Here is a 13595-nt window from a genome sequence, read left to right on the forward strand (position 1 = left end):
AAAAATAGTTTTCCTCTTTTTTTTAAACTTCTTTTTTCACTTGTTTTTATATTCCGGATGTTTAAAAATGTGTAATTTCGTTCTATGCCTACACCTTTAGAACTACAAATTAAAACTTTACCAAATGAACCCGGAGTTTATCAGTATTTTGATAAAGAAGACGTTATTATTTATGTTGGTAAAGCTAAAAATTTAAAGAAAAGAGTGGCTTCTTATTTTAATAAGAATCATGAGAACGGTAAGACAAGAGTCTTAGTAAAAAAGATTGTTCGTATAAAGCATATTGTTGTTAATACAGAAACAGATGCTCTATTATTAGAGAATAATTTAATAAAAAAATACAAACCGCGTTACAATGTTTTACTAAAGGATGATAAATCGTATCCTTGGCTTTGTATTAAAAAAGAACGTTTCCCTAGAGTTTTTATGACGCGTAGAGTTATAAAAGATGGTTCGGAATATTTTGGACCTTATACTTCTATAAAAACTGTTCGGGTTTTGTTAGATTTAATTAAGGAGTTGTATCCGCTAAGAACCTGTAAATATGATTTAAGCCATCAAAGTATAAATGAAGGAAAGTATAAAGTCTGTTTAGAATATCATTTAAAAAATTGTAAAGGTGCTTGCGAAGGCTTAGAAACCGAGAGTCATTACAATAATTCTATCGTAGAAATTAGAAATATTATTAAAGGAAACTTTAAAGAGAGTTTAGAGAAGTTTAACGAAATGATGTTAAGTTTTGCTGAAAACATGGAGTTTGAAGAAGCTCAGAAAATTAAGGAAAAGCTATACTTATTAAGCAATTATCAATCTAAGAGTACCATTATAAATCCATCTATAAACAATGTGGATGTTTTTTCTATTATTTCTGATGAAACACATGGGTATGCCAATTTCTTAAAAATCTCTAATGGATCTATTATTCAGTCTCATACTACGGAAATTAAGAAAAAGTTAGATGAAACAGATAAAGAATTATTAGAATTGTTTATTGTTGAAATTAGACAACGTTTCGATTCTCAATCACCAGAAATTTATGTTCCTTTTAAAGTAGATTTGGGTGAAACCTTAAAAGTTACCGTCCCAAAATTGGGCGACAAAAAGCGTATTGTAGAATTGTCTGAAAGAAATGCAAAATATTATCGCCAAGAACAATTTAAACAGGTGCAGATTGTAGATCCAGACAGACATGTAAAAAGAATTATGTCGCAAATGAAAAAGGATTTGCGTTTATCTGTAGAACCACGTCATATAGAATGTTTCGATAATTCTAATATACAAGGTACAAATCCGGTGGCTGCATGTGTGGTTTTTAAAGACGGAAAACCAAGTAAAAAAGATTACAGACATTATAATATTAAAACAGTAGACGGGCCAGATGATTTTGCATCTATGGAAGAGGTTGTTTACAGGAGGTACAAGCGTTTGCTAGAAGAAGAAGCGCCTTTGCCGCAATTAATTATTGTAGATGGTGGAAAGGGGCAATTATCATCTGGATTAAAAGCGTTAGATAGTTTAGGTTTAAGAGGTAAAATAGCCATTATAGGAATTGCAAAACGATTAGAAGAAATTTATTATCCAGGAGATCCAATTCCCTTATATTTAGATAAAAAATCTGAAACGCTAAAGATTACGCAGTATCTAAGAAACGAGGCACACAGATTCGGAATTACATTTCACAGAAATAAACGAAGCAAAAGTGCTATAAAATCTGAGTTAGAACAAATTCCAGATGTTGGTGCGCAAACTATTACAACCTTATTGCGTAAATTTAAGTCGGCAAAACGTGTTAAAGAAGCTTCTTTAGAAGAGTTAAAAGAAGTTATTGGAAATGCAAGAGCTATAAAAGTATATGAATATTTTCAACCGAATAAAAAATGAAAAAACAAATATTAGCATTTTTATTGTTGCTTTCTATAACTGTAAATAGTCAAGAAAAGCAGCCAAAAATAGGTTTGGTTCTAAGTGGAGGAGGCGCAAAAGGCTTTGCTCATATTGGGGTTTTAAAAGAAATTGATAAAGCAGGTTTACAGGTAGATTATGTAGGCGGTACCAGTATGGGCGCAATTATAGGAGGTTTATATTCAATAGGGTATTCTGGTGATCAGATAGAGCAGATTGTTTTAGAAACTGATTTTATGGCACTTTTACAAGATAAGTTGCCTCGAAATTCTGAACCTTTTTTTGAAAAAGAATTTGGCGAAAAAACAGTAATTACTTTGCCTGTTGACAAAGGCTCCATAGGTTTTCCGGTGGCCGTTTCTAAAGGTCAGAATGTCTTAAACTTTTTAACAGAATTATCATCATCAGTAGAACTTATTAATGATTTTAAAAAATTTCCTATTCCTTTCTTTTGTATTGCTACAGATGTAGAAAATGGGAGTCCTGTTTTATTGGAAAAGGGTTCTTTGCCTTTGGCTTTAAGGGCTAGTGGATCTTTCCCTACGTTATTAAATCCGGTTGTTGTAGATGATAAATTATTGGTAGATGGCGGGATAGCTAATAATTTCCCTATTAGTGTCATGAAATCTAAAGGGGTTGATGTGGTGATAGGAGTTGATGTGGAAGGGAATTTATATGAAAAAGAGAATCTAAATTCTATTGTGGCTCTTTTAAATCAGATAGTTAGTTATCAGATGTATAAAACTACAGACATGGAAAAAGAAAAATTAGACGTTTATATTCATCCTGTTGTTAATGATTATAATGTGGTTAGTTTTGATGATAAACAAAATATTTTAGAAATAGGAATTAAAGAAGGAAAGAAATTTAGCAATGTTTTTAAAGAATTAGCAGAAAAGCAAGTACATAAAAGAGAACGTAAAAAGTTAAATTTTGATAAAGAAAAATTTTCGATTACAGATATTAATTTGTCTGGATGTAACATCTATACCAGAGCTTTTGTTTTAGGTAAAATAAAGATAAAATCTGGAGATAGTTTAACGAGAAAAGAAATTACAAAAAGAATTCACCTCTTATCTGCTACAAAAAATTACGAACGAATAACGTATAATTTAACAAAAAAGGAAGATGATACGTATAACCTAAAACTGAATTTAAACGAATCAAGTGGGAGTGCTAATCTAAAATTAGGTATCCATTATGATTATTTATATAAGTCTGGTCTTTTGGCAAATTATAATAAGAAACACTTTCTATTAAATAATGATATGCTTTCTTTGAACCTTGTTTTAGGAGATAATTTAAGGTATAACTTAGATTATTTTGTAGATAATGGATTTTATGTTAGTTATGGTTTTAGATCTAGGTACAATCATTTTAGAACAAACTCTAAGTTTAATTCCATTATATCTCAGTTTCCTTCTGTTAGCAGTATTAATTTAAAATATACAGATATTACCAATCAATTTTTTCTGCAAACAACTTTTAATAGAAGATTTGCTCTAGGTTTAGGTGTAGAGTATAAATATGTAAAGGCAACTACAGAAACAATTGCTTCTGAAACTAATGAAGCTACTGTTTTTGATAATAGTAACTATTTTAATTCTTTTGGCTATTTAAAGTTAGATACTTATGATAAAAAATATTTTCCTACAAAAGGATATTTTGCAGACTTAAACTTTAAGTGGTACATGGTTTCATCAGATCATAATGATGATTTCTCGCAATTTGCCCAAACAAAAGGAACTTTAGGTTTTGCTACTACTTTTTTAGATAAACTTACTCTACAGGTAACAAGTGAAGCTGGTTTTACATTAAACGATGTGGATTCTGATGTTTTTGATTTTTACTTGGGAGGATACAACCAAAACTATATTAATACTTTTGTGCCTTTCTACGGCTATGAGTTTGGGGAACTTTCAGATAATACTTATGTTAAGACCGAGTTTAATTTAAGATATGCCTTTGCTAGTAAACATTATGCAACCTTTATAGCCAATTACGGACGTTTAGATGAGAATATTTTTAAAAACATAGACCTTTTTACTGATGTTAAATCTGGTTACGCTCTTGGTTACAGTTATAATTCTTTTGTAGGTCCTTTAGAAATAAAATATAGTTGGTCTCCAGATACTAAAGAACAATATTGGTTGTTTAATTTAGGTTTTTGGTTTTAGTAATAAGCCTATAAACATTAGTAATACTCTTCTAAAATTAACTTTTATTTTCTGTTGATATTATTAGTGTAATACTAGATTTCTTTTTTGTACATACTCTATTGTATATTAAACTAAATGGGCAAGAATATTAAACGTGTCTAAGTTCTAACCTCATAATAAAGAATTTTATTATGGAATAAGAGTATAAGGCTTGCTGTTATTTGTGTGTAGTTATGCATTTAAACACCTTTAACTTACACGGTGTTACTGTTTGCTTTCTATTTACTAAACTTAAGAACAGCTGCATTTAGAAAGCTGTAAAGTATTTAACAAAAAAAACCATGAAGAGCGCTTCATGGTTTTTTTTGAAATATAATAAGTATTATAATTTTACTTGTTTTGTGCTTAAATGAAACTCTTCATACGTTTCTAATAAACTCATTAAAGCTTTTATTAAATCTTTTGTTTCTAATAATACACTAAAGTATAAAGTTGTGTTTTTAGGACTAGTTTCATCTGTTCTAATTCTTGCAACTTGCTTTTCAATAGAAGATCTTACGCTTTGTAACAACTCATTCTTTTCTATTAATAGGCTGTTTAAATTGTCTAATTCTCTCTTTTCAAAAATATTAGCTTCTTTAGTTAATAAAGCAGATAAGGCTACATCAATAGTTTTTAAATCTTTTATTTGACCTTTCTTTAAGTTTTTATGATTGTTATTTACGTGTTTGTAGCTTGCTCTAGAAATATAACTAATAGATTGCGCTATGTCTTGTAAATACCCTAAAACCATAATATAAAATCTACTAGCTTCTACAGAAGTTTCATCTAAAGATTTAATAAAATAGAAAACGCCATCTTTTAAACCATCTATTTCATCATTAAGTTTGGCAACGTGTTTGTCTGTTTTACGTAATTTATTTAAATCGTGGTTTGCTAAATCATTTACCACATTGGTGTATAATTTATTTACACGGGTTATAACTTCAGAAATATGATCTGCACTTTCTTCAATTACCCCATTAATAGTAATCAATTCTGCTCTTTCTATATATACTTGTTTTTTTACTTCTTTAGACCTTCTTCTGTGAATTAGACTGTTTCTTCCAATTAAGAATGCAACAAGGGCCAATAGGATAGGAATCATAACCATATCCCAACTAATTAAGTATGCTACTAAAGCTGCAGCTAAAAAGGCTGTAATTGCGGTTAAAAACCATCCACCAACAACATTTATTACTCCGGCAACTCTGTAAACTGCACTTTCACGTCCCCAAGCTCTATCTGCTAAAGAAGTACCCATAGCAACCATAAATGTTACATAAGTAGTAGACAATGGTAATTTCATAGAAGTTGCAATAGATATTAAGATACCAGCAACAATTAAGTTAACAGAAGCTCTTACTAAATCGAAAGCAGGTAACTCGTATGTTTTATCTTTCGGTAATTCTATTACCGGTTTTTGAAACTTAGAATCTACATAATTCAATGCTTTTTTCGGGAAAATTTTAGCAATTCCGAAGTTAAGACCCATTGCAAATCTTACCACAACTCTAGATAAAGGGTTTGGTTGAAATTTTTCATGTCCTTCTCCCTGACGAGATAAATCGATACCTGTTTTTATTACATTTTGTGCTTTACTAGAAGTCCATAAAGTAACCACCATTATTGCGCCTGCAATTAATAATAACCAAATGTTAGAAGGTACTTTTTTTGCTAAAATACCCATAGAAAATGCATCTGCTTCAATACCAGAAATACTCCAAGATTGGTAAGAGTTCCATGCTGCAATTGGTACCCCTACAAAGTTTACCAAGTCATTTCCAGAGAAAGCCATTGCTAAAGAAAATGTACCAACTCCAATAATCAATTTTAAAATATTAACTTTAAAAAACTGAATTAAAATTTGAGAAATTATAGCCCAGATAACAAAGCTTCCTAAAATAATAGCTAAAGTGTTTCCTTCAATTAAATGTGCTATATCAGAATACCAAGGAGTTCCTTTCATTCCTTTTATAATGATAAAGTAGGTAATTGCAGTAATTGCAAATCCACCAAATAGAGCACTAATATAAGTAGCTCTCTTATTAAAGTTGAAAGTATAAATAAGTCTCGATACAAACTGTACAAGTGCACCTACAGAGAATGCGACGACAACGGATAATAGTATTCCATTAATAATTTCAAAAGCTTTTTCATGGTTAATATAACTCCAAATATCTGAAATAGATTGTGCTTCGTTAGCAGATATTTTTATTAAAGAAATACAAACGGCAGCTCCTAAAAGTTCAAATACAATAGAAACGGTTGTAGACGTAGGCATCCCGAGCGTGTTAAAGATATCTAGTAATAAAATATCTGTAATCATTACGGCCATAAAAATGAACATAATATCTTGGAACATAAACATGTTAGGGTTAAAAATTCCTTTACGTGCAACTTCCATCATTCCACTAGAGGTAACTGCTCCAAAAAACACCCCTAAACTTGCAATTATCATAATATTTCTTACAGATATTGCTTTTGAGCCTATGGCTGAATTTAAGAAGTTAACGGCGTCATTACTAACTCCTATAACTAAATCTACTATAGCTAAAACAGCTAGAGCTACTAACATTAAAATATATGGATCTCCCATTTTGTTTATTTAATTTTTTTGTTGTGCAAATTTACAAACATATAAAATTGCTAATGTTATGTTTATGTTATCTTAATCGATATTAAAAATGAATATCTACTTGCAATCTAAAACGTAATTTATTTGTATCAAAACCAATATCAGTATAGCTTAGGTCTGTTTGTACTTTTAATTTATGACCTGCAATGTATTTAGATACTCCTAAAGTATATTCATTTTCGGCTCCTTCACCTGTTGTTTTTTTGTCTAAAGTAACGTTGGTGTAACGTGCAGATACTTCTATTGTTTTAGATACTAAATACCCTGTTTGTAAATTTAAACCATTACCAACCTGAACTGCATCTCCAGTTAAACTGCCATCTGAATTTTTAGCTAATGCATCGTCTGCATTTCTATTTGCATATTCTGCCATAAAGGAAAAACCATTATGTTTATACATCGCATCAAAATAAAGTGTAGAAATATTTGTAGAGAAAAAACCAGTATCATTATACATATAAGAACCTTGGTTACTTCTTGTTTTAGAAGCGTTGTTGTTAAAGTCGTAAGCAAAAGCTAACGATAGCTTTGGGTCTTTTTCAAATTTTAAATCACTTCCTAAATAATCTCCTTTACTTGCAAAATCTCCAAAAGGAAACAATTCTATTCTTGTAGTGTATTGATGTCCTCCTATATTACCTGTTGTAATATTTCTACCTTCTCCTTGCGCAATGGAAACTGTTTCTTTAACAAGAAAGCGATCTGAAAGGTTAAAATGGTGTTTTAATTGAATTCCCATATCTCTGTCTATATTAAAATTACTATTTAATATAGATCTGTCTACCATTTGCATATTGGCAGATGAAATTAAACGTTCTCTGTTTCCTGGAAGCTTTGTTTGTCCAAACCATAATACAAAATTTCCAGAAAAATTCCATTTTAAAACAGCGTCTAAAATATATCTAGGTGCATCGTGTGTAAACTCAGAAGCACCAGCTTGATCTCTGTTAGATAAACCTAATTCTACTTTATATTTTAGTTTTGGAGAAAAAGCAAAACCATCAAATTTTAAGCGAGATCTTCTAATTAACATAGAAGATTCCGGGTTAGATAACCCGTTACTTACATCCCATTTAGAAATTGCTAGTGTTTGAAATCTTAATCCAACCTTCATTGTAAAGGTACTGTCTTTACCAATTAAGTTAAAGAGGCCATTTCCAAATTTAGGTGCGTTTGTTTCTTGTGCTTGTATACTTAAAAAAGCACACATAATAATGAGAACTACTACTTTACGTAGTGTTGGAAATTGCATAATTATTAGTTTTTGTCGATGCAAAGAACCGTTAACAATGTTAAATTAATGTTAATTCAGTATTAAGTAAACAAAAAAACTGCCTTGGTGAGAGGCAGTAGATCATAAATTGTAGTCGACAAAAACTAATTTAATTTATGGTAATCTTTATTTCTAAAGAATAGTTCAAATATCTCACCAAAAATTAAAATGAATGTTTTTTCAAAATTAAAAAAATGTTAACGATTTATACCTGCTTAACATTTAGTTAATGTTTTTGTGATGCAAGCATAATTTAAAGCTAACATAGAATTTACAAATGCGGTGGACTTTTGCGGCAGTAAATTATACGAAAAAAATGAAAAAATTTTTATTTATTACTTTTTTAGCTTTTAGTCAATTATTAGTAGCCCAAAGTCAAGGTACATTAAAGGGTATACTATCTGACAAAGAAACAAATAATGAACCGTTGCCTTTTGCAAACGTTCTTATTAAAGGAACCGCAATGGGTACAACTACCGATTTTGATGGAAATTATGTATTAAAAGTACCAGCAGGAACTCATACTGTTATTTTTAGTTTTTTAGGATACAAAACAATTGAAAAATCAATTACAATTGCTGTAGGAGAAACTTTAACGATAAATCAAATACTATCTGCAGAAGAAGGAGTTTCTTTAGAAGAGGTAGTCGTAAGGTCTTTTAAAAGTAAAGAAACAGTGTCTGCTTTGTTATTAGAGCAAAAGAAGGCTGTTACTATACAAACAAAAATTGGAGCTCAAGAATTATCTAAAAAAGGAGTTAGTGATGTTGCTGTAGCATTAACAAAAACAACAGGGATTTCTAAAGAACAAGGTTCTGGAGGCGTTTTTGTTCGTGGTTTAGGAGATAGATACAATGTTACTACTTTAAATGGTTTGCCTTTGCCTTCTAATAATGCTTCAAGAAAAAATATAGATTTAGATATTTTTTCTACAGATATTGTAGGATATATTGGAATAGATAAGACGTATAATGCTAGTAATTATGGCGATTTTGCTGGAGCTAATGTTGATATAGCTTCTAAAAATTATACAGGAAAAGGTTTCTTTGAAGTAGGTGTTGGATCTGGTATAAATTCAGAAGCAATTTCTCAAAGTGATTTTTACTTAACTGATGGTCCAAACACATCTGGTTTCTACAAGAAAAATTATCCTGCATTTCCTTTAAATAATTATAATTTTACTACAAGTTGGGATAGAGAAAAAACAGGAACTCCTATTAATTCTAGTTTTTCTATTAAGGGAGGAGATTCATATAGTTTAGGAGAAAATACAAAATTAAATATTTTTGCAGTTGCTTCTTTTGATAATGAGTTTAAATTTAAAGAAGGAGTTTCTAGAGGTAGTGTAAATGTTTCTGGTGTAGCAAGAAGAGATTACACTTTTAAAAGTTATGCATATGAAACGAATGCAACCTTTATGGGAAATATGGTTTTAAAACATAAAGATCACACTTTTAAATATAATGGTTTAGGAGTAAATACTTCTAGTCAGAAACAAGATGAATATGCAGGTACTGTAGATATTTTTGATTATGCACCTGAGGGAGGCGCATTTGTTCAGCGTCAAACATTTGAAAGAACACAGTTAATAGTTCATCAATTATTAGGAGATCATAGATTAAGTGATCAATTTCAAGTTAATTGGGGAGGTTCATATAATTTTGTAGATAATAAAGTACCAAATAGAAGGCAAGTTATCTTAACACCAGATAATTGGGATATTCCTGAGGGACCAAAATCTTTTAAACAAACAAATAATGAATCTGACAATCATAGGTTTTATCAAAATTTAGAAGAAGAAGAAGTTGCGGCTAATTTTGCTACTTCATATAAATTCAACAAAAATGAAGATGAAGAATATAAGGGTAAAATTACCTTGGGGTATAATGGAAGATTTAAAAATGTGAAATTTAGAGCAACTCAATTTAATTTTAGAATTTTAGATAAAAGTAATCAACCTATTATAAGTGATATTTATAATTTAGATGATTATTTTAATCAAGATAATTTTAATGCAGGTTTGTTCGAAATAAAAACATTTAGAGGTGGGTTGGGAACAACAAGTACAAATGTTTTATTGCCACAAACGTATGACGGAGATCAAACAATCCATGCTGGTTATGTTTCTTTAGAATATGTTTTTTCTGATAAATTTTCAGGAGTTTTTGGTGTAAGAGGAGAAGATATCAATCAAACGATCTCTTGGACTACATCTTTAGATCCTTCTGGAGATTCTAGTGCTTTAAATATTTTTGAAATACTTCCAGCTATTTCTTTAAAATATATATTAAATGACGATCAAAATTTAAAATTTGCAACAAGTAAAACATATACATTGCCTCAGTATAAAGAAAGAGCTTTGTTTCAATACGAAGATGTAACTCAGGCGTATATAGGAAATCCAGCTTTATATGCTTCTACTGATTATAATGTCGATTTAAAATGGGATTATTTTCCTAAATCAAGTGAAATTATTTCTTTAGGTCTTTTCGGGAAATATATTCAAAATCCAATTAATGAAGCAACAATAAACTCTGCTTCAAATGATATTAGTTGGGTAAACTCTGGTGACAAAGCAACTGCATTTGGTGCAGAATTTGAAATACGAAAAACACTTTTCGATAAAGAGGTAGAAACTGATGATTACACTACGCTTAAAAACAACTTAACTTTAGGTTTTAACGCATCTTACATGAAATCAAATCAAGATTTAGATGGAGATAAAGTAGTTAAAGAAACAACAGAAAGAGGATTTCCTATGAGTGTAGATTTTACAAATGATGAAAGTAGAATTTCAGGAGCTTCAGACTTATTATTAAATACAGACGTAAGTTATTTTAAAGATTTTAAAAATAATAAAAGCCTACAAACAACTGTAGCATATAATTATTTTTCAGATAGAATCTTTGCTCTTGGTACAGAAGGTAAAGGAGATCTTATAGATGCTGGTGTTGGTACATTAGATCTTATTCTAAAAGGAAAATTAAGTAAGAACTTTGGGGTTAGTTTAACTGCAAAAAACCTATTAAACCCTACTATAGAAAGAAAGCAAGAAACACAAGATGTAGTTGTATCTTCTTATAAAGCAGGAATGAATGTTAAGTTATCGTTTTCATATAACTTTTAATTAACATTTGAATAACTAAACATTAATTTACAAGCAACATTAAGTTTAAGTACAAGTAAGTTATTTGTGGAAATAAAATAAAATAAAACAATAAAACGCATTTAAAAATGAAAAAACAAATTTTAAAATTAATGTTACTAATGGCTTCTACAGCATTTGTAGTTTCTTGTGGAAGTGATGATCCAGTTTTTACAGCTTCATGTACAGATGGTATACAAAATGGAGATGAAACAGGGATTGACTGTGGAGGTTCTTCTTGCAACGAATGTGTGGATGAGCAAAGTAATATATTAGAAGGTGAAGTTGCTGGAGATGTTCTTTTAGATGCTAGCGTAGAATATGAATTAACGGCTTCGTATGTCGTTCTAGATGGAGGAACCTTAACGATTCCTGCAGGAACAACAATTAAAGCTACTGGAGGTACTAGCTCTTATATAGCAGTGGCTCAAGGAGGAAAAATATTTATAGAAGGTAACTCAAGTAACCCAGTTGTTATGACTTCTGGTGCAGCGAACCCATCTGCTTCAGATTGGGGTGGTTTAGTAGTTTGTGGTAAAGCACCAACAAATGTAGGCGCTACTGCAACTTCTGAAGTTGCCGACTTAACTTATGGTGGTACAAACTCAACAGACAACTCTGGTAGTATTAGATATTTAAGAATAGAGTATACTGGTGCTACTTTTAATAGTTCTAAAGAATTTAACGGATTGTCTTTATTTGGTGTTGGTTCTGGTACTACTGTAGAGTATGTTCAGTCTTTTGAAGGTGGAGATGATGGAATTGAATTTTTTGGAGGAACAGTTAAAGGTAAATATTTAGTATCTACTAACAGTGGAGATGATTCTATTGATTTTGCTGATGGATGGGCAGGTACTGGAGAGTATTGGTACATTTCTGGTGGAGCTAAAGCAGGAATAGAAGGTTCTAACAACGGAGATAATGGAAATGCAAGTCCTGTAACAAATGCTACTTTAAAAAATATTACAGTAGTTGGTCCTGTAACAGAAGGAGCACTATACTTTAAAGAAGGTGGAGGAGACTTTTATGTAGATAACTTTTATATTGCTGGTGCTGATTTAGGAGTAAAAATAAAAGATACAGATACAGAAGCTGCAGCTAGAATTGAGGCAAGTGATTTAATTATGACAAATGTACAGTTTGCAGACAACGCAACTGGTTTTGTTCAAACAGATTATACAGGAGATAATCAGTCATTCATACAACAAGGTATTGCAACAGGTGCAGGAAACGGTGCAGCTGCTCCAGATTGGACTGCTGGATGGACAAGAGGTCTAAGTAATAGTGGTGTTACTAATGAAAACTTAGCAGGTGAGGTAACAGGAAATGTTTCTTTAAATGCTAATGTAGAATATGAATTAACTAGTTCTTTTGTAGTAAAAGATGGTGGTTCTTTAACGATTCCTGCAGGAACAATAATTAAAGCAACCGGAGGAACAAGTTCGTATATCGCAGTTGCTCAGGGAGGTAAAATTTATATCGAAGGTACTTCTACTAATCCAGTAGTAATGACTTCTGGTGCAGCGAACCCATCTGCTTCAGATTGGGGTGGTTTAGTGGTTTGTGGTAAAGCTCCAACAAATGTTGGTGATGTAGCTACTTCTGAAGTTGCAGATCTTACTTACGGAGGAACAGTTTCTAATGATAATTCTGGAAGCATTAAGTATTTAAGAATCGAATATTCAGGAGCTACTTTTAATAGTTCTAAAGAATTTAATGGTTTATCTTTATTTGGTGTAGGTTCTGGTACTACTGTAGAGTATGTTCAGTCTTTTGAAGGAGGAGATGACGGAATCGAATTTTTTGGAGGAACTGTTAATGGTAAATATTTAGTTTCTACAAATAGTGGAGATGATTCAATTGATTTTGCTGACGGATGGGCAGGAACTGGAGAATACTGGTATATATCTGGTGGTGCTAAAGCAGGAATAGAAGGATCTAATAACGGAGATAATGGAAATGCAAGTCCTGTAACAAATGCTACATTAAAAAACATTACAGTAGTTGGTCCCGTAACAGAAGGTGCTTTATACTTTAAAGAAGGTGGTGGTAATTTTACTGTCGATAACTTATTTGTTTCTGGTGTTAACTTAGGAGTAAAAGTAAAAAGTACAGATGCAGAAGCTGCTGTTAGAATTGAGTCTGGAAATTTAGTAATGACGAATGTAGAGTTTGCAGATAGTGTAACTGGATTTGTTATGACGGATTATATAGGTGTTAACCAAAGTTTTATTACTAATGGTACAGCTACAGGTGCAGGAAATGGAGCTGCCGCTCCGGATTGGACTAATGGTTGGACAAAAGGTTTATAAGATTTAATAATATTATAAATAAAGAAAGCAGGCTGAAAAGTCTGCTTTTTTTAGCTTAAATTAATAGGTGTAATTTGCTGTTTAAGGCCTTTTAGTTTTGAATGCAATGAGAGCGATATACAATACT

General features: G+C 31.0%; 6 protein-coding genes. 4 read left to right on the plus strand and 2 right to left on the minus strand.

Features of this window, described 5'->3' with window-relative positions:
* Positions 1-84 precede the first annotated feature (84 nt).
* Together uvrC and GQS57_RS06825 are read left to right on the plus strand one after the other, a co-directional pair.
* Positions 85-1881: an excinuclease ABC subunit UvrC gene (uvrC, locus tag GQS57_RS06820; RefSeq protein WP_165731823.1), complete on the plus strand. Its 1797-nt coding sequence runs from the start codon at positions 85-87 to the stop codon at positions 1879-1881.
* The gene (locus tag GQS57_RS06825; protein ID WP_165731824.1) at positions 1878-4079 is read left to right on the plus strand and encodes a patatin-like phospholipase family protein; all 2202 of its coding nucleotides are present in this window, start codon (positions 1878-1880) and stop codon (positions 4077-4079) included. Before uvrC ends, GQS57_RS06825 begins: the two co-directional genes overlap by 4 nt.
* A gap of 364 nt (positions 4080-4443) precedes the next feature.
* Here the strand turns inward: GQS57_RS06825 and GQS57_RS06830 are convergent, their stop codons facing one another.
* Positions 4444-6699: an inorganic phosphate transporter gene (locus GQS57_RS06830; RefSeq protein ID WP_165731825.1), complete on the minus strand. Its 2256-nt coding sequence runs from the start codon at positions 6697-6699 to the stop codon at positions 4444-4446.
* A gap of 82 nt (positions 6700-6781) precedes the next feature.
* A complete protein-coding gene (locus tag GQS57_RS06835; RefSeq protein ID WP_165731826.1) occupies positions 6782-7990 on the minus strand; it encodes a porin in 1209 nt (402 codons plus the stop codon).
* Between the two features lie 337 nt (positions 7991-8327).
* On the opposite strand from GQS57_RS06835, the gene GQS57_RS06840 reads away from it, so the two are divergent.
* Positions 8328-11138, plus strand: a complete 2811-nt coding sequence (locus GQS57_RS06840; RefSeq protein ID WP_165731827.1) for a TonB-dependent receptor — start codon at positions 8328-8330, stop codon at positions 11136-11138.
* Positions 11139-11245: 107 nt separating this feature from the next.
* Entirely contained in the window at positions 11246-13468 is a 2223-nt protein-coding gene (locus tag GQS57_RS18835; RefSeq protein WP_205860223.1) for a hypothetical protein, read from the plus strand.
* The last annotated feature ends 127 nt before the right edge of the window (positions 13469-13595 follow it).

It is taken from the genome of Polaribacter sp. 20A6, assembly GCF_011378915.1.
Classification (GTDB): domain Bacteria; phylum Bacteroidota; class Bacteroidia; order Flavobacteriales; family Flavobacteriaceae; genus Polaribacter; species Polaribacter sejongensis.

Coding starts and splice junctions, on each gene's coding strand:
- uvrC (WP_165731823.1), top strand. CDS start 85: ATGCCTACACCTTTAGAACTACAAATTAAAACTTTACCAAATGAACCC.
- GQS57_RS06825 (WP_165731824.1), top strand. CDS start 1,878: ATGAAAAAACAAATATTAGCATTTTTATTGTTGCTTTCTATAACTGTA.
- GQS57_RS06830 (WP_165731825.1), bottom strand. CDS start 6,699: ATGGGAGATCCATATATTTTAATGTTAGTAGCTCTAGCTGTTTTAGCT.
- GQS57_RS06835 (WP_165731826.1), bottom strand. CDS start 7,990: ATGCAATTTCCAACACTACGTAAAGTAGTAGTTCTCATTATTATGTGT.
- GQS57_RS06840 (WP_165731827.1), top strand. CDS start 8,328: ATGAAAAAATTTTTATTTATTACTTTTTTAGCTTTTAGTCAATTATTA.
- GQS57_RS18835 (WP_205860223.1), top strand. CDS start 11,246: ATGAAAAAACAAATTTTAAAATTAATGTTACTAATGGCTTCTACAGCA.